24 protein-coding genes are annotated in these 19980 nt (G+C 48.0%); 23 read left to right on the top strand and 1 reads right to left on the bottom strand.

What is annotated here, in order from left to right; genetic code table 11:
• Positions 1-42: 42 nt before the first annotated feature.
• Positions 43-855, bottom strand: coding sequence for a helix-turn-helix domain-containing protein (locus BUA14_RS12110; protein ID WP_072772817.1), 813 nt, complete (start codon positions 853-855; stop codon positions 43-45).
• 314 nt (positions 856-1169) lie between these two features.
• Here BUA14_RS12110 and BUA14_RS12105 point away from each other — a divergent pair, with 314 nt between their 5' ends.
• The 23 genes from BUA14_RS12105 to coaBC all read left to right on the top strand — a co-directional run bounded on the left by BUA14_RS12105 (position 1170) and on the right by coaBC (position 19975).
• Positions 1170-2042 carry an N-acetylmuramoyl-L-alanine amidase gene (locus tag BUA14_RS12105; RefSeq protein WP_072772816.1) on the top strand — a complete coding sequence of 291 codons (873 nt, stop codon included), beginning with the start codon at positions 1170-1172 and terminating at the stop codon, positions 2040-2042.
• Between the two features lie 19 nt (positions 2043-2061).
• Positions 2062-2373, top strand: coding sequence for a Mor transcription activator family protein (locus tag BUA14_RS12100; RefSeq protein ID WP_084078573.1), 312 nt, complete (start codon positions 2062-2064; stop codon positions 2371-2373).
• Between the two features lie 125 nt (positions 2374-2498).
• Positions 2499-2978, top strand: coding sequence for a guanylate kinase (locus BUA14_RS12095; RefSeq protein WP_072772815.1), 480 nt, complete (start codon positions 2499-2501; stop codon positions 2976-2978).
• Between the two features lie 236 nt (positions 2979-3214).
• On the top strand, positions 3215-3688 hold the full coding sequence (locus BUA14_RS12090) for a hypothetical protein (protein ID WP_072772814.1): 474 nt from the start codon (positions 3215-3217) through the stop codon (positions 3686-3688).
• 22 nt (positions 3689-3710) lie between these two features.
• Positions 3711-5120: a phage tail sheath N-terminal beta-sandwich domain-containing protein gene (locus BUA14_RS12085; RefSeq protein ID WP_072772813.1), complete on the top strand. Its 1410-nt coding sequence runs from the start codon at positions 3711-3713 to the stop codon at positions 5118-5120.
• 11 nt (positions 5121-5131) lie between these two features.
• Entirely contained in the window at positions 5132-5320 is a 189-nt protein-coding gene (locus BUA14_RS12080) for a 4Fe-4S binding protein (RefSeq protein WP_072772812.1), read from the top strand.
• Positions 5321-5344: 24 nt separating this feature from the next.
• Entirely contained in the window at positions 5345-5779 is a 435-nt protein-coding gene (locus BUA14_RS12075) for a hypothetical protein (RefSeq protein ID WP_072772811.1), read from the top strand.
• 39 nt (positions 5780-5818) lie between these two features.
• Positions 5819-6160 carry a hypothetical protein gene (locus BUA14_RS12070; protein ID WP_072772810.1) on the top strand — a complete coding sequence of 114 codons (342 nt, stop codon included), beginning with the start codon at positions 5819-5821 and terminating at the stop codon, positions 6158-6160.
• Between the two features lie 273 nt (positions 6161-6433).
• A complete protein-coding gene (locus tag BUA14_RS12065; RefSeq protein ID WP_072772809.1) occupies positions 6434-8551 on the top strand; it encodes a phage tail tape measure protein in 2118 nt (705 codons plus the stop codon).
• A gap of 44 nt (positions 8552-8595) precedes the next feature.
• On the top strand, positions 8596-9171 hold the full coding sequence (locus tag BUA14_RS12060; RefSeq protein ID WP_072772808.1) for a LysM peptidoglycan-binding domain-containing protein: 576 nt from the start codon (positions 8596-8598) through the stop codon (positions 9169-9171).
• A gap of 10 nt (positions 9172-9181) precedes the next feature.
• Positions 9182-10249, top strand: a complete 1068-nt coding sequence (locus BUA14_RS12055) for a phage late control D family protein (protein ID WP_072772807.1) — start codon at positions 9182-9184, stop codon at positions 10247-10249.
• Positions 10250-10269: 20 nt separating this feature from the next.
• Positions 10270-10542, top strand: a complete 273-nt coding sequence (locus BUA14_RS12050; protein ID WP_072772806.1) for a hypothetical protein — start codon at positions 10270-10272, stop codon at positions 10540-10542.
• Positions 10543-10553: 11 nt separating this feature from the next.
• On the top strand, positions 10554-10955 hold the full coding sequence (locus tag BUA14_RS12045) for a GPW/gp25 family protein (protein ID WP_072772805.1): 402 nt from the start codon (positions 10554-10556) through the stop codon (positions 10953-10955).
• Complete coding sequence (locus tag BUA14_RS12040; protein WP_072772804.1) at positions 10945-12054, top strand: baseplate J/gp47 family protein; 1110 nt, start codon at positions 10945-10947, stop codon at positions 12052-12054. The genes BUA14_RS12045 and BUA14_RS12040 overlap by 11 nt, the downstream gene beginning before the upstream one ends.
• Position 12055: 1 nt before the next feature.
• Positions 12056-12604, top strand: coding sequence for a putative phage tail protein (locus BUA14_RS12035; RefSeq protein WP_242954639.1), 549 nt, complete (start codon positions 12056-12058; stop codon positions 12602-12604).
• 16 nt (positions 12605-12620) lie between these two features.
• Positions 12621-12938 carry a hypothetical protein gene (locus tag BUA14_RS27905; RefSeq protein WP_072772802.1) on the top strand — a complete coding sequence of 106 codons (318 nt, stop codon included), beginning with the start codon at positions 12621-12623 and terminating at the stop codon, positions 12936-12938.
• 11 nt (positions 12939-12949) lie between these two features.
• A complete protein-coding gene (locus BUA14_RS12025) occupies positions 12950-14308 on the top strand; it encodes a radical SAM protein (protein ID WP_072772801.1) in 1359 nt (452 codons plus the stop codon).
• 1002 nt (positions 14309-15310) lie between these two features.
• Complete coding sequence (locus BUA14_RS12020) at positions 15311-16198, top strand: radical SAM protein (protein ID WP_072772800.1); 888 nt, start codon at positions 15311-15313, stop codon at positions 16196-16198.
• A 579-nt stretch (positions 16199-16777) separates the two neighbouring features.
• Positions 16778-17659: a YicC/YloC family endoribonuclease gene (locus tag BUA14_RS12010; RefSeq protein WP_072772798.1), complete on the top strand. Its 882-nt coding sequence runs from the start codon at positions 16778-16780 to the stop codon at positions 17657-17659.
• 15 nt (positions 17660-17674) lie between these two features.
• Positions 17675-17950 carry an extracellular matrix/biofilm regulator RemA gene (gene remA, locus BUA14_RS12005; RefSeq protein WP_005811866.1) on the top strand — a complete coding sequence of 92 codons (276 nt, stop codon included), beginning with the start codon at positions 17675-17677 and terminating at the stop codon, positions 17948-17950.
• Positions 17951-17961: 11 nt separating this feature from the next.
• Positions 17962-18564, top strand: a complete 603-nt coding sequence (gene gmk, locus BUA14_RS12000) for a guanylate kinase (RefSeq protein WP_072772797.1) — start codon at positions 17962-17964, stop codon at positions 18562-18564.
• A gap of 2 nt (positions 18565-18566) precedes the next feature.
• Positions 18567-18773, top strand: coding sequence for a DNA-directed RNA polymerase subunit omega (gene rpoZ, locus BUA14_RS11995; protein ID WP_072772796.1), 207 nt, complete (start codon positions 18567-18569; stop codon positions 18771-18773).
• The gene (gene coaBC / locus BUA14_RS11990) at positions 18773-19975 is read left to right on the top strand and encodes a bifunctional phosphopantothenoylcysteine decarboxylase/phosphopantothenate--cysteine ligase CoaBC (RefSeq protein ID WP_072772795.1); all 1203 of its coding nucleotides are present in this window, start codon (positions 18773-18775) and stop codon (positions 19973-19975) included. The genes rpoZ and coaBC overlap by 1 nt, the downstream gene beginning before the upstream one ends.
• Positions 19976-19980 lie beyond the last annotated feature (5 nt).

The raw sequence follows: 19980 nt of genomic DNA, 5'->3' as shown, positions 1-19980 counted from the left end.
GCTCCCAAATGGGGGCCGGCTCCGGTTATGTCAGTATTTAATTCAGTCTGCATTAAATTCCTGCTGGATAGTCTGCCGGGCTTCTTCGGCAGAGATTATGCCGGTCACTTTGCCCAGGATCCTCAGCTTAGCCAGGTCGGTGACAACCATATCTTTCATAGAGCTGTTGGCCGGTTTTAATCTCACTTCAAAATCGTACCGGTAAAACTTTTTGATCGTCACCTCACCGTCAATTTTTACCAGGGCAATTTCGCCGTTTTCCACACCAGGCTGGGGGGCGACGATGACCAGATCGCCGTTGTTGATGCCGGCTTCGATCATACTGTCACCTTTCACCTTGATTAAATAAGTGTTCTTTTTGATCCTTGCTGCCGGGACAGGGACAAATCCTTCCAATAATTCATCGCTCATGATGGGCAAGCCGGCGGCTGCAGTGCCCAGGAGGGGTAAATACACACTGCGCTCCTCTTTTAAGGATTCAGCCTCCGGTTCTATACCGGTGTGCTTATGCCTTGAAGTTCCTCCCCACAGATTATGCCGGGTGCCGGATAAGAGAAAGGCTGCATAGGTTTTAAGGGCATAGCGATTATTTTCGTCGAGAGAAGTGTAAATTTCCAATACCTGCGTTTGCTCACCACCGGCATCGTTATATTTGACGATGCCTTTTGTTAAATAATCCAGTGATACATTAAGGTAGTCTGAAATCAATAAGGCGGCATCCAGTGAAGGGCTTACCCTATTTCGTTCGATTTTACTCAAATTACTGTTGGTAATACCGGTGGCAGCTTCCACTTGCCTTAAAGAAAGACCTTTTTCTTCCCTGAGTTTTTTCAGGCGCTCACCGAAAGAAGACAATACCATCACCCCACTTGTATAAGTATAACCCGTTAGCGTCAAATATGATAATTTTTATATTGATTACGTCAAAAATAACGCGTATAATGGTTTTGGGAAACCTTTCCACAGAACAATCCAGAACAGGTCTGGTGAAGGGAGAACAGCTTACCGGATCGGCAAAGAAAGGTTCTCATACCACCGCCCGGGCAGCAATTTTTGCGGCAAAATAGCTGCAATGTTCGTTATCTATGAAGCAACTTTATTATACCAACATTTTGCGCCGTTATGAAGAGGGTGGGGCAGAAAGATGAAAAAGAAAGAGAGGAAAGAGAATGTTAAAAGTGTGTATTGACCCGGGACATAACGGGATTGGCCCGGATACAGGGGCCGCCTTTAAGGGTTTGCTGGAACAAACCCTGACCCTTAAGATGGCCGGAATGGTGAGGCAGGGATTAGAGCAGCAAGGAGGATTTCAAGTGATGATGACCCGGGATGGGGATAAAGTGGACGGGCCCTGTGCCACGGTACTGGACTCACTGCGTACCCGCTGCCGGATTGCCAATGAGGGGAATGCCGATCTGATGGTGTCCATTCATGTCAATGCAGGCGGAGGGACCGGTTCGGAGGTCCTCATTATCGACAGGGGCGGAAAAGCAGAGGAATGCGCCAACATTATGGCGCCCCTCCTTGCCGAAGCCGGAGCCTGGCCTAACCGGGGAGTCAAGGTTCAAAACCTCTATGTGCTGCGGGAAACCAGGATGCCGGCTATCCTGACGGAAAACGGTTTTATCGACCATGAACAGGATCACAGCAAACTCAGGCAGGACCAATGGCTGGAAGCTATCGCCAAGGCTCACATTAGGGGGATTTGCAGCTATTTGGGAAGGGAAGATGAGGGGAACAGTCAGGAAACTCCTCCATCTGATTCACGCCAGAGTCTTCCCGCCTTAATTATCTACTACGGCGAGGCTGAAGAGAGAGTCGTCCCCTTTCTCCAGGAAAAGCTCCAAGCCCCCGCCCTCCGGCTTGCCCTCATTACTCCTCAAGTCATAAACGCCGCCCGGAAAATTTACGGTGTAGGCAGTATCGAGGAGGCCTATAGTATTGAAGGCAGGAAGATCCCACTCTACAAGCTCTATGGCGGTGAGAGCCGGATAGAAACTGCCCAGGCAGTGCTCCAGGCCATCAGGACGGGGGACGTGTAAGGGGAAAGGAGGGAATCCGGTGCGCTTGAATTATGAAGAATGGATGGATGAAATAAAACCAGAGGACCTGCCTTTCTGCTATCGGGAGATGGTGGAGATCATAGGATTTGAAGCCACCATAAAGCTGGCGGATAAATACCAAGGGAGTCCCTTTTATTTTCACAAGCTGGATTCGGCGGTCCAGGAAGTCCGCAACAAACGGATTAAGGCTGAATTCAAAGGGCATAACCATAAAGAATTAGCACGCAAATATGGATTGTCGGAAGTCTGGATCCGGAAGATCCTGGCCGGCCAAGGCGGTACCGGCAAAGCAATAAGCCTTGCCAACTGAACCATGGCCAATGTCATTAATTAGATTTCTAAAGTACTTTCGTAGATGGTTTGGACCATCATCCGCTAAAATCCCAGTATAAGCCACTGGGATTTTTGTTTACCCAAGTTTAAGGAGGAAGAGTTATGTCAACCGAGATCACAAACCTGGCCACTGAAGTGATGGTCAACCTGCTCCTGGGAGTGCTGACCCTCCTTGGGGCACTGGGCAGCATGTATCTGCAAAAAGGGATCAAAAAGCTTCAGGCCGAGACGGCTAAGGTCCAGGAGGAAACAACCAGAAAGCTCTTTTATGATGCTCTGGCCCGTCTGGACGATGTGGCCGGAAAATCAGTCAACAAAATTGAACAGACAACCAAAAAACAGCTGCTGAAAGCGGTAGCAGAAGGTTCTGTCGGCAAAGAAGTTTTCCAAAGTCTTGCCTATGAGGCCTATGAGGAAATCATCAGAACCCTGGAGCCGGATTATTTGCAGGTTGTCCAAGAGACCATGGGAGATTTCCAGACCTATATTATGAACCTGATTGAAGAAAAACTCGCAGCCCTCAAATCAACGGGGCAAACCTCCGCAAACCTCTCCGCACCGGCCCCGGACCTCAATAAGTAAAAGTGGTCAGTCATGTTTGAGATCAAAGCCACTATCCCCCTGGACGAATTCCGTGACGAGTTTGAGGAAGATAAGGTTGCGCAGGCCCTATCCGGGTAACAGCCAACAATGAGCAAAAGCTCGACAAGATTTATGACATACTCATGGAAATGCAAAGGACGGGAGCGGAAATAAGCTTGGTTCAGGATCCCAGCAGGCTTAATTGCTAAAAGAGCCAATTCAAAGGAGTTTATACCATGGCGGAATTAAGTGATATCATCCACGCGGCCCTGGATGTGCTCAAAGATGAGCCCGGATTAGCCGAGATCGAGGACTGGCAGGAAGTCAATTGTTTTATTCCTTTAAAATCGCCGGGAATCTCGGTGGGAGCGGAAAAGGAAACCTTTACAGCCTATGATCGCAGATTTGACAACACCGAAGTCAGCCTGAAGATCTATGTCTGGGTCAACGATTCCGACCCGGCCAGGGGTGAGTCGGAGGTCAGAAGATTTGCCCGTCTTGTCCGCTATGCCCTGGTCAAAGATCCATATCTTGACGGATTGATTGATTCAGGCTTTGTCTCGGAGATCAAATATTCAGCATCAGATCAAGGGCAGGAAATGCTGACTTACCTGGCCGAGATGGATTACCAGGTAAGCTGTCTGACTCAACGGACAGAAAGGGAACCGGCCTGGGAGGTCGGAGAAGTTCAAGTTGAAATCCATCATTAAGATTTGGAGAGGAGTATGACACATGGCTAACCAGTATATTGAACCCCGGATCGCCATTGACGAGTCGGATGTGGGGGCCCGGATCCAGCCGGAGGTCAGTTTATCCGGAATCGGTATTGTGGGAACGTTCGCGAAAGGACCTGTAAACAAAGCCGTTTCTGTTCAGAGCGACGACCAGCTGAAATCCTTGTTTGGTTCGGATAAGACCGGCTTGACCGGTATTAAAAGCGCCTTAGGTGCTTTGAACCAGGGGGCTAATGATTTAAAAATTGTCCGGATTGGTTCTGCCTCCCTCAAAGAAGCAGAGAGGATCCTTAAGGACAGCACGGACGCCGACAGCGTTAAGGTCAGGGCAGCCACACCGGGAACCTGGGGGAATGAGATTAAGGTTGCCGTGGCCCCAGGAACATTGAACGATACCTTCAGGATCATTGTGATCTGCGGCTCAGAATCGGAAACCCTGGATAATCTTACTTTAGATAATCTGCATAAGGCAGCTTCACAGTATATCACCCTGGAAAAGGCCGAAAGCGCCGGGCAGATTCCTCAGACTATCACGGCAGTACCCCTGGCAGGGGGAGATGACGGAGCTGAAGCAACGGACAGCGATTATATCGGAGCTGTTGACGAATACGGCAGCCCTTCAGGATTAAAGGTGCTGGAAACCGTCCAGGTGGGGCTGGTGCTGTGCGCTCAACAGTTTGGCCCCACAGTGCAGAATGCAATCATCACTCATTGTGTCAATGCCTCTTTGGGACAGGGTTTAAGGGTGGGTATTTTAAATACCGGCAAAGGATTAACCCCCGGCACAGTAGCGCCTCTGACCGCATCTCTGGATTCAGCCCGGGCCATCCTTGCCTATCCCTGGGTTGAGCCTAAGGAAGCCCCCGGCAGCTATGTGGCATCTGACGGGTATTATGCCGGTCTTCTGGCAGTGCGCCATTCCAATGAAAGTCCCTCCAATAAGCCGGTGCTGGGAATTCTCTCTGCAGAAAGAAATTTGACCGATGCCGATGTAAGGGACCTGACTTTAGCCAGAATCAGCTCGATCACACGGATGCCCCGCCGGGGTGGGTTTGCGGTTAGAAACGGGTTAAACCTTTCTGCCGATGCCGCCTGGGATCAGACCTGTATCCGGCGTGCAGCGGATGAACTGAATATGGAAGCCTATGATGCCATCCAGTGGGCAATCAGTGAAGAAAATACACCGGAGCTGCGGGCAGCGGTGTCGGCTCAGCTGGACTCCATGCTGCTGGTCAAAAAGCAAAAAGGCCGGATTTATGATTTCCTGGCCACGATTTGCAATGACACCAACAATACCGGGGAGACCATCGCTTCCAGAATCCTTAATGTGGTGATCCGGCCCCGCTTTACCTATCCGGCGGACTATGTCAATCTCTATGTGCAAAGACAAACCGGAGGGGAAAGTTAGGAGGAGCTTTAATGGCCATTAAAATACTTGAACATTGCCCGGCTTGCGGCGCCTGCCTGAAGGTTTGCCCGGTAAAGGCTCTCACCGTAGCCGGGGGAAAGCTGAGTGTAACCGAAAATTGCCTTGAATGCGGGTTATGTATGGGGCAATGCCCTGTCAATCAGCTGGAATTGCCGAAGAATTCGGTGTTCAAAAGATAAGTCAAGAACGGAGGGTGAAAACTAATGCCTAAGTTGCAAGGATTTGATGTCTCGGTCACCATCGTCGGTGATAACGGCCCCGATCTCGTTGGGGAGTATCAAGAGGTGGAATTTACCATTAAAGAGGATTCAGAAAGCTATTTAGCCTTGGGTGAACGGATTGCTGAAATTTTAGACGGGCAGATCACCATTGAAGGAAAACTGAAACGGGGACACACCCAACTGGATATAATCAACCGCATTTGGGGGGCCAAGGCTTTGAAGCGCGGAGAAAAGATCCCTTCGGCACCCCGTTTTGCCATCTCCTTTAATGTGGATGCCCCAGGTAAAGGATTCTCGGGAAAATACCGACTGCTGGCCTGCAAAATCGATGAGTTGGCCATTAAGGCCCAGAGCGGCAAGAATGTGGTCTCCGAGGATTTAAGCTTCAAGGCTGAAGGAATTGAGCCGGTAAAATAACAGACAGAAGACAAATGACAGATGACAGGAGGTAAAGTCATGGAAGAAAAGCGCGTATTCGGGCCCCTCACCTTGCCCAGCGGAAAGGTCATCAAATTCCGGGAACCCCTGGGAATTGATAAAAACAATGTGATGCAGATGGTGCCTATCTCTGAGGAAAATCTGATTAACGGGGCCATGCTTATCGATGAATATGTAGCGGCCAAATGCGTTATTGAAATCGACGGCAAGGAAACCACCGGGGAATATAAAACACTGTTTGACGACTGGAAAAACAAGGACATCACCTTTTACCGCCGTGTTTATGACAAGTGCGTGGGCATGGGTGCAGAACTGCAGACAGAGGCGGATAAAGCTGCGGATTTTTTGCTCAAAAACTAGATCTGTACCGCTGGTGCCAGGTTGCCAAGGCCTTTCATGTCTCCCTGGACGAATGGCTCCATATGACCCGGCAGATGAAAAATGCGGTTTGGCGCTCCCTCGAATGGTATCATGCAGAAATGCAGAAGGTGTCTGAAAAGGGGTGAGTTATGGCGCTCGGCGGCAGAAAGCGAAGGGGCACGCCCTGCCCCTTCCTGGTTGCCCCAGCTGTTCATGCCCCAGGCGGCAGCATTATCAATAACGAAACTTGACAATGAATTGAGGTGAGTGCAAATGGGAAGTGATGGGACGCAAGTGGACTTAGTCTTAACCTTCATGAATAACTTAGGTTCCAATATCGCTTCAGCTAAACTTACGGCTAAGATCATGAGTGCTGATCAGGGGAAAACAGCCAGTCAAACCCAAAAAACCGCCGATAATCTTAAGAATATGAAGAAATCCGGATTAGAGGATATCCGTGCCGGAAAGTCCCTCCTTGACCAGCTTAAAAAAGCGGTCAACCAAGCCGCATTATTTGAAGAGGCCATGCTCGGCGTGGAAAATGCCATGTATGATTCATCCCTTCCTTTAGAAGAACAAAAAAAGCAGATGGAGGAGTTAAGAGAGCTGGCCTTAAGCCTGGGTGCTGAAACCAAATTTGGCTATGAGGATGCGGCAAAAGCCCAGGAGAAGTTATTGCAAAATGGCATGGCCTTTCAGGATGTTCTGGAAGGGGGAGCCAAAGCATCACTGTACTTGGGGCAGACAGCCGGCATTGCGCCCACAGCGGCAGCCGAAGCCGTAAATGAGATTGCTAAGAAGTTTAGCCTCAACGGCAGCCAGTTGATGGAGGTGGCGGACGATATTACCCGGGTCGCCGACGCCGGCAATGTGGGTGTCCAGGTCATGATGGATAATATGACCCAAGCGGGTGGTACCGCTAAGTCACTGGGGTTGACCGCCAAGGAGACTTCCTTGATGCTGGGTACGCTTCACACGATGGGGCTGGGAGATTCCTCCGGAAGCTACCTGAAGGATATGCTGTCCGGCTTGAACAGAGCAACGCCGGAGGCCCGTAAAGCTCTGGAAGCAATGGGGATGCTTAACGGTGCTACGGTCACAGAGACTTCATCCGGAGCCATGAAGATCAGCGGCGGCGAGAACAGCATGTTCAATGAGCAGGGCCAAATCAAAAGCGCCCAGCATTTGATTGAAAGCCTGCGTGCTTCTTTACAAGGAGTCGATCTAAGCAGTTTATATGATGCCGGCGGAAAACTATTGCCGGCCGAAGAAATCGAAGCCCTGGTGGAGCAAAGCAGCAATTTAGGTGGCCTGCAGAATTTTAAAGACGCCTTTGGTCTGGAAGGCATGAGAGCAGCAATTGCGCTGACGCAAACAGGCAAAGACAGTTATGCGGAAATGGCGGAAAAGGCTTCCCATATGAAAGGGATCGAAGAACAGGTTATTTCCCAGCAAGATACGTTGCTGGCCAAGCTTGCCACTCTGAAGGAATCATGGAACACACTGATGACCTCGTCAGGTACCCCTTTGGTGGAGGAACTGAAAAGTTTTGCCGATACTGCCAGTAATGCGCTCCAAGAGATTCAGGCCTGGACAGAAGCTCATCCCGAAGCAACCAAAGCTATAATGAAAACCATCGGCGGATTGGCTTTGCTAAAAATGGGCTCCGGAGTATTTAAATATTTAGGGGGAACGGTAGGCGGTTTTATCTTTAGTCTTGGCCAGGCGGCCTCCAAGGTAAAGAACTTTGCTTCAACCTTCGGCTTATTCCGGCGCGTTGCAGGACTGCTTGGAATGTTGTGGAGCGCTGTTACTTCTGGGTTTTCCATTTTATTAAAAGCCGGCGGGTTTTTGGTGGATTTTGGCATCAAAGCACTGACAGCGGGCGGAAGAGCTTTGCTGGCGGGAGCACGGATGGCCTTGGCCTGGTTGATCGGATTAGGGCCTGTCGGCTGGATCATTATTGGAGTAACGGCTTTGATTGCGGGAGGAATCGCCGCCTGGAAAACAAATTTCCTTGGCTTTCGTGATTGGATACTGGATAAGGTGGCATGGATTGCAGATCTCATCAATAAAGTGAAAGGCGTTTTTAATATAAACTCCTCTAATACTAATTTAACGGTGGTGTCTAATAAAGGGCAAGATCTGAATAATTCACCGGATCTCAAGTTTTTGAATGACCCTGCATCAATTCCTTTCCTGGGAGACGGCGGATCATCGGCAGATAACCGTCAGTACAATTTCAATATCAACAGCACAGACCCGGAAGGAGCCGCCAATGAGATCAGCTCCCTGTTCGGAGGAAAGGACCTGGATAAGTATCAGGCTTCCCGGGATCCCCGTTTTGCCGATTATCTGTATCCAGCCTATCCACAACTTTCCTGGGGCTAAAGAGTTCACCCATCTGTTGAAGAATTAGGGAAGGAGGGAATGGTGTGGACGTTTATCTGGATGACTTTCTATTTCGCCCCGGACCCCGCCAGAAGATAGGCTATAAAAATCCCCGGACCCTGGTGAAGCTGGATATCCCCGGCGCAGGGCCTTCTTATCAGGATATGGGGGAAGACGGGGCGGTCATCGATTGGTCGGGAGTATTGATCGAGGATGCTTATGCCGGAGCTATGCAGCTTGAAGTGATGAAAAACACCGGAAACCCGGTGCAGCTTAGAGTCACCGATTGCCCAGAGCTGAGCAGCAAAGTACGCATCAGCAGATTTGACTGGGAGCTCGTCCGCAAAGACTATGTTTCCTACAGTATCGAATTAGCAGTGGAATCGGCCGAACCCGGCCCGGAACCGGTGGTCGTCGCCACGCCCTCACCTGAGCGGTCCGTAGCTGAGGAAAAGAACTCTGTGAAAACCTATACCGTGGTTTCCGGAGACACCCTTTGGGCCATAGCCGGGGATAAGCTGGGCAATCCTCTGCGCTGGAAAGACATAGCCAGCTTAAATGGGATTGCCGACGAAAGAAAATTGAGGGTGGGCACCGTTCTTAAACTGCCCAGCCCATAGGAGGAAAAATATGAAGGCACCAAGAGCCATCCTTGAAGTCTCAGGGGTCAATGTCAAGTGGCAGGATATTCTGGATATCAGCCTGGAGAACACCTTATATTTGGCTGCGGACAGTTTTGAGGTGACACTTCGCAACGATCTCCTTCTTTCGGACTGGTTCAGGAAACAGCAAGAGGTCAAAGTATATTTCGGCTATGTAGACAATCCGGAGTCCTGGACCAAGGGGGAGTTAACCCATCTCTTAACGGGCAGGATCGACGGCATTAAGCCGGAGTGGTCCGGCAAGAAAATAGTCAAACTGATTGGCAGGGATTATTCCGCGCCTATGATCGATACAGAGTATTCTGTTGCTTTTGAGAATCAGACCTCCGGCCAAATTGCCGGGATTATGGCTAAAAAATACGGATTAAAACCCATTATCACCCATACCGGCGCTATCGCCGATAAAGAGCTGATAACCAACAAAAAGGAATGGGAAGTCCTGCAGGCCCTGGCCGATTTGGAAGGTTTTGTCTGCTATGTGACCAAGGATAAGGAATTGTACTTCGGTCCCCGGAAAGAAACCGATGAAACGGTGATTGCCAGACTATATAATCTAGGTCCCGGACAAGTGAACTGTACCTTGAATTTTGATGATTCCACAGTGGATGTTATCAATAAAGTAACAGTCCGGCACTGGTTGGGTGCTAATAAAAAGCTGATCGAAGGATCGGCTGTTAATGAAAGCCTGCTCTCCGCTATGGGCGGTCAGCTCAAAGAGCGGATCGTCTATGAGAGCAAAGCCAAGACCCCTGCTTTGGCTAAAGAATACGCAGAGAAAAGGCTGAAGGAGTGGTCCCGAAATGTAGTTACGGCGGAAGGGCTCTGTGCCTTGAATCCGGAAATAGCCGCGGAACGCAAGGTTCTTTGTCAGGGGTTCGGGCGGTTTGAAGGGGAATATTATCTCAATCAGGTGACCCACTCCCTTTCCAAAAGCAGCGGAGCCAAAACAGAGTTTAATCTGACCAATCTCCGGCCGGATGAAGCAGAGCAGTACCGCCAGGATTTGTATGAGGATCATGGGGAGATAAGGGGATGAACGACTAGGGAGGAAGATCCATGCAAAAGTTAATATGCCCCCAGTTGGGCATTCTGACTTCGCTGAGCGGCAACACGGCCAAGGTGTACCTTCCTCTTTTCAAAATAGAGACCGGCTGGATCCGGGTCAGCTCCAACCTGCTTTATGAAAAGGAGGTTCAGCTTACCGGCCAACCGGAAAGCTTCAGCTTCAATGAGATGGTATACAATACTTTGAAAGTTGGGGATGAGGTTTTGGTGGTGTTTGCCAACGGCGATATAAACCAAGGAATCGTAGCCCTTCGTATGGGATAGGAGGGATGTTTATGGTCAATGAATTGGACGGCTTAGGCGTGTCGCTGGCCTTCAGTGCCGATAAAAATCTGCAAGTGAATTACTTAGGCAGCTATGCGCTGGTCTCCGGGGCAGATAATGTCCGGCAGGCCGTTGAGCTGAGGCTTCATACCCCTTTAGGCGCCCTGGCCTTGCACCCGGAATATGGCAATAGGTTATTTGCCATTGTTTCCGACCCTTTGCAGGATGACTTTCCGGTTAAAGCAGAATTGGCAGTACGGGAGTGCCTGGCCGGGGAAACGCGGATAACTGTGAAGAGCATTGGGGTCAATGTACTTAGAGAAAAAAGAACGGCCCAAATTATGATTCGATATTCTGTCAACGAAGATAGAGATATAACCGAGACCATGCTGGAGGTGCCTTATGGAGTTTAAAAACTACGAACAGGCCAGAAACGAAATGATCGCCAAAGCATCGGAAGCTTCCGCTCTCACGGACTGGAGTCCCGGGACCCCGAATTTATCCTTGGTAGAAGCTGTGGCAACCGGCCTGGCCGGAGGGTATCATACCATGCAGCAACTGATGGAAGCACATTTTATTACCACTGCCGGTCTGGACTATCTGAAGCTTTATGCGGATGAACTGGGGGCAGTCTGGGATGCCGGAGCGGAGGCTTCCGGAGAGATTATTTGCTCCAGAATGTCCCCGGCACCCTTCAGTGAAACCATTCCCCCCGGTACAGTGTTTCGCACACCGGATGGAAAAGTGGAGATTGCCACTACCCAGGAAAAAGTTTTAGCCCAGGGGGAGACACAGGTTACAGTGCCGGCTCAAGCAACCATGGTGGGAAAGTTGGGAATGTTGCAAACGGGTACGGAGCTGAAGCTTTTTGGAATCTCTGTAGGACTGATTGAAGCTATTACAGTGGCGGCTCCCGGCTTCACTGGCGGAAGAGACCCGGAAACTGCGGAACAGCTCAGGCAAAGATTGCTGCTTATGCGCCGTTCTCCTGGGACATCCGGGAATAAAGCCCAATATTTAAAATGGGCCCTGAGTATTCCAGGCGTCGGCGGAGCCTACGTGGAGCCCTTATGGGACGGACGGGGCACAGTCAAAGTCTATCTGATTGATACAGCCAAGCAGCCGGTTTCACCTGCTATTGCGGAGGAGGTCCAAGGGTTTATCGATCCCCTTCCCCATGGCTCCGGCTCCGGGGTGGCGCCGATTGGAGCGGTAGTGACCGTGGTGGCTGCACCGGAGGTGACAATAAATGTCGAAGCTGTTGTTGCCCTTACTCCCGGGAAAAACTTAGGGGAAGTCACCGAAGAGTTTACTGTCGGCATGCACAATTACTTTAAGGCCATTGCTTATTCCGCTGATCCGACGGTCCGCATCGCTAAAATAGGCAATATCCTTTTAGACATTTCAGGTATTATGGATTATTCCCAGCTGAGTATTAATGGCGAAAGTGGAAACATTACAGTCTTGCCCGGAGCGGTAGCTGTGTTGGGGACGGTGAATCTGGATGAATAGTATGGAACAAATGCTGAACCTTTTACCCGGATATTATGCTACTGGAGAAAGCCGGGCTGTGCTGGACGCCTTTGGTCATGAGCTGGAAGAGTTTCGAGATGGCATATGGGACGTGGTCAATCAGTTCTTTGTAAACACCGCCACCTGGGGACTTGAGCAATGGGAAAAGGAGCTGGGGTTAAGTTCTTATTTTGGAAAACCTGTGGCGCAGCGCCGAAGTCGGATTATTTCAAAGCTCCGTGGAGTCGGTACCGTAACAGTGAAGTTGATCCAAAAGGTTGCTCAGTCTTATGACAGCGGTCTGGTTACGGTAGCCGATCATCCGGAAGAAGGATATTTTGTTATCAAATTTATTGATACCAAGGGAATACCGCCTGATTGGGAAGACCTTAAAGAAGCCATTGAGGAGATAAAGCCGGCACATTTGGAAGTAATGTATGAATTTACTTATCTAATTTACCGTGAATTGGCGGTTAGTGGAAAAAACTATGCAGAGATTGCGGCCCTTGAGAAAACTTATGAACAGCTGAAGACATGGAATTCAGCATAATGAGAGGTGGTTGAAAATGCCAGGAAGTACTATAAGGTTAAACCTACCATATCCACTTGAAAATGAATGGGCTGATCCCGCGGCTGATATAAAAAAACTAGCCGAAGCGGTTGATGGAGTTATTACCGGTGGTAATGCTGATTTTGCCGGTAACGGCGCAGAGGTTATGATTGCACACGGTTTATCGACTATTCCCACATCCGCATATGTCTTTCCTGCGGAAGATCCCGGCGGGTGTTTAGGAGAAGTATGGATCAGAATGGACTCTACAAACCTTTATATAGGGAACAGCGGAAGCTTTATCGGCAGTATGTCATGGACAGCTATTTTATAAGGAGAAATGAGATGAGTACTATAATCAATCTGCCAACCTCAGCCAGCTTTTTAGTTACCGAAGATTGCAATTTAAGATGTACCTACTGCTTTGAAAAGCATAAGCAAAACCATATGACAAGGGAAGTTGCCCGCAAAGGGTTAGAATACCTTTGTGAAAGTGCTATAAAAAATGGAGACGATCATTTCCATGCCATGCTGTTCGGCGGTGAGCCGTTGTTGAACCCCGATATTGTGGAAGAAATCTTGTCTTACGGATTGGAGCTCGGGAAAAAATACAGTCTGATTTTTACGGCTAGCATGGTTACAAATGCTACCATTTTAACTGATGATGTAAAAAGAATCATGAAAACATATCAGGGGCCGGCTCAGCTCAGTGTTCAACTATCGGTTGATGGGGTTAAAGATGTACATGACGCTTACAGGGTAACACGCGCGGGCGAAGGCTCCTTTGATGTTATAGCGAAAAATATCCCTCAGTGGCAAGAATTATTCGCTGATAATCCAAGAATGCTGAATATTCATGGGTGTTCAAATAAGAAAACGCTGCCCCGACTCTACGAGAACTATCTCTTCTTCCGCGAAGAATGGGGATTTGAGCGTATTTGGTTCATGCCCATCCACTCTGAGGATTGGGATGAAAACGATGTGGGCATTTACGAAGAGCAGTTAGGGAAAATTGCGGATTATATTCTTGAGAGGTCGAAACGTGAAGGTAATATTGCTGAAGTTGATAACTATGCCCCCATCGACCGCTGCTTGAAGCCTGACGGATTCCCAGGTGCGCCTTGTGGAGCTGGAAAAAACTTTGTAACCATTACTGCCAGTGGCGAGTTATACCCTTGTCACCAGATTTACTTTAACGATCCGGAGAAAACGACAAAAATAGGTGACATTTGGGCAGGTATTGATGAGCCAAGAAGAGCTATTTTCGTTAATTATGATAACGAAGACATGACTTGTGCCAAAGATAATCCAGAATGTGATGCTTACGGGTGCTACCGTTGTATTGCCGAACACTGGCAACGAAAGGGAAGTATTATTAGCACTATTAGAGGTCCGAGATGCAAGATGTCCCAAGTAGAACGTAAAATACAGTTAAAAATTAGAGAGGAACTGATGCAAGTGGGATTATTAAATCAAAAATGCACAGATACGCGCAAAGGAAATAATCCGAATAACCCAGATTGCCTATGTGATTCCAGGGGTGGAGCGGCTCCTGAAAATATTACTAATCCTGTATCAAAATGTGGTTGTGGAAACTCGGAAGAATCAGACAATGATGTCATAGCCTTTGCCCTGAAAACAGTTTTAAATAAATTAGATACGATTGAAAAAGAGCAAGCTTTGATCCTCAAGAAGCTCCTTTAAGGGGTGTGAAAAATGAGCTTAAGTTTAAGAGAATTAAAGGAATACCTAATCGCCAAAGAGGGATATGATATCACCCCAAAACACTCACAGCTGAATGACCTTAAAGCGTTGATTAATGATATGTACCGAGTCAGATCCCAATCGGGCATAATTTGCACAGGGCATGGTGGTACGGCGTACACAGGAGCATTATCCCTGGGGGATATGTATGAAGCAGGTAAATTGTTGAAGCCGTGCGCTTGTAATGTTAACACGGCTACAGTATGCAACTGCGTGAGCAGAACCGGGACAGGTGGTTGTACTTGTAATGTGGATACCTACTGTGAATGCGTAAGTAGGACAAGTGCATCTACCTGCACTTGTAATACCCGTACCAGCACCTGTAACTGCGTGAGCAGAACAGGGACGGGTGGGTGTGGCTGCAATACACGAGCCACAGGAAACGGTTTTTGTGACTGTGAAAGCAGAACCATAGCGGCAGCGTGTACTTGTGATTTGAGGACGATCACTTCATGTAATTGTGAAGATAGAACTAGTGATGTTCCTTGTAATTGCTATTACAGAAATCCTTGTAACTGTAATTCTAGAACATCGACACCTTGCACTTGTCAAATTAGGAATTTAGAAACCTGTGAAGTCCAATTACCGGCGTGTGATTGCTACAGTCGAAGTTCGTGTGATTGTATGTCTAGAACTGATGCACCTTCGTGTCGTTGTGATATTGAGGTTTACTGTAACTGTCAATCTAGAAATGCTGTATCAGCTTGTACTTGTAATGATAGGACTGGTTCGTGTGACTGTGTTAGCAGGACTTCTATTTCCGCGTGTACTTGTAATGTAGATAGTTACTGTGACTGCGTTTCGAGGACAGGAGACAATATTTGTGCTTGCCATTATCGTACAGGTTCTTGCAGCTGTGTAAGTAGAACCGGGACAGATAATTGTACTTGCAATGGTAGATGCTCATGTAATGTCGATAAAAGATTTGCTTAAGGAGGACTTATGGAAAGATATGTTATGCATGTAACCAAAGCCTGTAATATGGATTGCCTGTATTGCTATGAAGAGGATAAGAGCAGTATTTATACCTGGGAAGAGGTTAGAGAGTTCATCGACGCCCTTTTAAAATATCGGACTTCGGATGAGTTTGGCATCGAATTTTTAGGCGGGGAGCCAGTTTTAGCTTGGAATTTAATCAGGCAGTCCTATGAGTATCTTGAAGCCAACACGAAGGTTAACGTTTCTGATTATGCCATTACAACAAATGGAACAGTTTTAAATGATGAAATCATTGATTACTTGGCTAAAAATAAAAAGCTCAGATGGGCGGCAAGTCTCGACGGGCACAGACACGCAAACCAGCTGCGGACCATAAAAAATACGCATGAGAATTCTTATGACTTAGTTGTGGAAAATCTTAAGAAGCTCCAAGAAAATGGCATTGAGCCAAGTGTTCACATGGTAACACATCCCTACAATGTAGCCTACATTTCCGATAGCATACAGCATTTGTATAACCTTGGATTTCGGCATATTGGACTTGGGACTGTGGAAAAGACAATCCAAATCGATCAGGAATATTGCAAGCGATTTATAGAAGAGCTGGACTTAGTATCTCAAAAAGTTATTAATGGAACATACCTTGGTTTGAATATCGGACAATTCAATTGGCTCAAGCCTTGTGATGATGTAAGAACTTATATCAAAGATCCCGTGACAGGAAAAATAATAGGAGAAAGTTATGGTAGATCTGGAGATGACATTACCTATAAACAGGATTATAATGTGACACGCTGTGAACAACGGGATGATACTTGGGAAATGATTCATTATATCCGAAAAACGGTCTATGATAACCACCAAAAACGCTTAAGGGGGATTAGTGCATGATTATAAAGGTAGTTTCTTGGAAGGAACGGTCTTGAATAACGTAAAGGCAATGCAAGAAATTATCCAGAACGAGGGTGAATCAATTTCTTTATGGTTTAGTTAAGCTTGATCGGTAATACGCTACCCGAGATTTTAGAAATCAAAAGCATTTTCGGCTGGCCTGAAGTCTTAATTATTCTTTTGGTTTACAAGAAGATATTACTGATTCCCACATCCGATGAAATCACCAGTGAAAAAATCTTTGCTTATAAAGATTATCTTACTTGGTCAATAAACAAACGTTGAGAATCCATTGCTGGTGTATCTATTCTATACTCCTACACCCTCTACGAGCATTAGGAAGTATTAGAAGAGATACACCTTCTTTTTGCTAATTTCTCCCCGGAAGGTACTGTAAGGTGTTCCTTTCACTTTGCTGTATAATAACTGAGTCAAAAGTCTATTGTTATATGGTCTTTATTTTCTATAGAAAGAAAGCTTCATTTACAATTTTTATACCCCAAAAACAACTTAAATTGTTTTTTTGAACATTAATCGCTATAATAAATTAAAATGTTAAAAAAGAAAGTTGGTCAGAGCATGGCAAACAGCATGACAGGCTTTGGCCGGGGGGAAGCCTCCGGTTACGGTTACCAATTTACAATTGAGCTGAAAGCGGTCAATCATCGCTTTTTCGAGACGTCGGTACGGATGCCCCGCCATCTGAATAGTTTAGAAGATAGAATACGCAAAATCCTGCAGAGCAAAATCAACCGCGGACGCCTTGATGTCTTTGTTAATGTGAAGGAAACAGAAGAAAAAAAGAGATTGGTGAAGGTTGACAAAGATTTAGCCCTGTCGTATGATAAGACACTGAAGGAACTCGCTTTAGCCCTGAATACAACCTATGAGACGGATATTTACCGTTTAGCTTCCTTGCCCGAGGTTTTTGACCTAGAGGATACGGATATTGACCTTGAACTGATTTGGGAACCTTTGAGCCGTGCCGTAGCCGAAGCTTTGGCTGGGTTCGTAGCCATGAGGCAGGTAGAGGGGGAAGGCTTAGCGGCAGATCTTTTGCGCCGTTTACATACCATCATGCTGGCTAAAGAAAACGTAGCAGGTTATGCCGACAGCATTGTTATAGATTATCAAACCCGCTTACAGGAGAGGATAGAGGTCCTTCTGGGAGATAAAGCCATTCTCGATGAAGCTCGCCTGGCCAATGAAGTGGCTTTTTTTGCAGACAGAGCATCCATTACCGAAGAATTGGTTCGTCTGCAAAGCCATCTTGACCAATGCCGGGAGGCTCTGCAAAGCTCTGAACCCGTCGGGCGCAAGCTGGATTTTCTGGTTCAGGAAATGAACCGGGAGATCAATACCATTGGCTCGAAGGCTAATAATTTAAGCATTACTCAGCATGTCGTTCAGATGAAAAGCGAATTAGAGAAGATTCGGGAACAAGTTCAAAATCTGGAATAATTGGAGGGTTAAGTTTTGGACATTAAATTGATTAACATTGGGTTTGGCAATATCGTATCCGCCAATCGCATTATCTCCATTGTCAGCCCGGAATCAGCTCCCATCAAGCGGATTATCCAGGAAGCACGGGACGCAGGAATGCTGATCGATGCCACCTATGGCCGCAGAACCCGGGCCGTGATTATCTGTGACAGCCATCACGTCATTCTGTCGGCAGTTCAACCGGAAACCGTTGCCCATCGCCTCTCCGCGAAAGAAGCCAGCAACACTGCCGAAGACCCAGCTGATTAAGGGGGGTCATCGTGGAACAAAATCATGGCTTATTGATTGTTCTATCCGGTCCTTCCGGGGCGGGAAAAGGAACCCTTTGCCAGGAACTGCTGAGACAGATGCCTCAGGTAAAGTATTCCGTGTCGGCCACGACACGCCAGCCTCGTCCTGGTGAAGTGGATGGATTGCATTATTATTTCCGAAGCCGGGAAGAATTTCAAACCATGATCGAACAGGATCAACTTTTGGAATGGGCAGAGTTTTGCGGCAATTATTACGGAACTCCCCAGTTCGCTGTGGAGCAAGCCCTTCAAGCCGGGAATGATGTCATTCTGGAGATTGAAATTCAGGGAGCTTTACAAGTCAAGCAGCGTTTCCCCCAAGGAGTGTTTATTTTTGTCGTGCCCCCCTCCATGGATGAACTCTCACAGCGCATTCATAAACGGGGTACTGAATCTGAGGAAGTGATTCAAAAACGGCTGCAGACCGCCGCTCGGGAACTGGAGTATGTGAGCGAGTATGATTATGTGGTCGTCAATGATGAAATTCCTCTGGCAGTAGACAAATTAAAGAGCATTCTGCTGGCTGAGAAATGCCGTGTGAAAAGAAAACCTTATGTATTTCAGGGGGTGTAACCATGAAACAGCCTTCCCTCGATATTTTGTTGAGCAAAGTGGACAGTAAATATACCTTGGTGCTGGCAGCGGCTAAACGAGCCCGTACCCTCATGGAGGATCCGGAGTTTGAAGTGAATTACCGTGGATCTAAGCCGGTAAGCCTTGCTTTTGATGAAATCGCTAAAGGGAAATATCATTTTGAATTGACCAGTGAAGGAATCAAATAATGCTGCGGGGTAAGAAGATCCTCTTAGGCGTCACGGGTGGGATTGCGGCTTATAAAGCAGCGGATGTGGTGAGCCGCCTCCGCAAGCAGGGCGTAATTGTGTATGTAGCGATGACTAAGGGGGCGACTGAATTTATTGCCCCCTTAACCCTGAGGACCCTTTCCGCCAACCCGGTCTATGTGGACATGTTCGAAGAGCCTAAGGTGTGGAATGTTGAGCATATCGCCTTGGCGGAAGCCGTCGATGCGGTATTGGTTGCCCCGGCTACGGCTAATCTATTAGCCAAAATGACCGTGGGTATCGCCGACGATTTTCTGTCCACCGTTCTGCTGGCCACGAAGGCCCCTATCTTTGTGGCTCCGGCCATGAATCATCATATGTATCATCATCTCACCACCCAGGAGAACCTGAAGCGGCTTCAGGAACGTTCCGTACGCATTCTGGGACCGGCTACAGGCTTTCAGGCCTGCGGCACTGATGGAGATGGCCGTATGAGTGAGCCCCAGGACCTTGTGGAAGCTTTGCAGAGTTTTTTCGCTGCTTCAGGATTGTTGACGGGTAAGAAAGCCTTGGTCACTGCCGGGGGGACCCAGGAACCCCTTGACCCGGTCCGTTATCTCAGCAATCGTTCTTCAGGCAGGATGGGGTTTGCCGTGGCTGAAGCTTTGAGTGAGGCCGGTGCGGAAACAACCCTTGTCTCTGCGCCCAATGAACTGCCCACCCCGCCGGGAGTAAGGCGAATCAACATTATGACAGCTCAGGAAATGCATGCTGCGGTCATGGACGAATTTACCCAGATGGATATTGTGGTCAAAGCCGCAGCAGTTGCCGATTATCGGCCTGCGGTCAGTGCTGAGCAGAAAATCAAAAAAGATGGGACAAATCTTACTCTGGAACTTGTACCCAACCCCGATATCCTGGCAGAATGCGGCAAGAAGAAAGAAAACCAGTTCCTGGTCGGGTTTGCCGCTGAGACGGAAAAGCTTTATGAGTACGCTCAAGCCAAGATGCAGCGCAAAAATGTCGATATGCTGGTAGCAAATGACGTAACCCAACCCGGAGCGGGATTTGGCAGCCCTACGAATATCGTGAGCCTGCTTTTCCCGGATGGGAAAAAAATCGATCTGCCCCAAATGAACAAATTAGACGTAGCTCGGCGGCTGGTTCAGGAGATTGCTGAGCGCCTTAGTGAAAAGGAGTGACTTCA

It is taken from the genome of Desulfitobacterium chlororespirans DSM 11544 (assembly GCF_900143285.1).
Classification (GTDB): domain Bacteria; phylum Bacillota; class Desulfitobacteriia; order Desulfitobacteriales; family Desulfitobacteriaceae; genus Desulfitobacterium; species Desulfitobacterium chlororespirans.
This window is presented reverse-complemented; position numbering and strand designations above follow the sequence as displayed.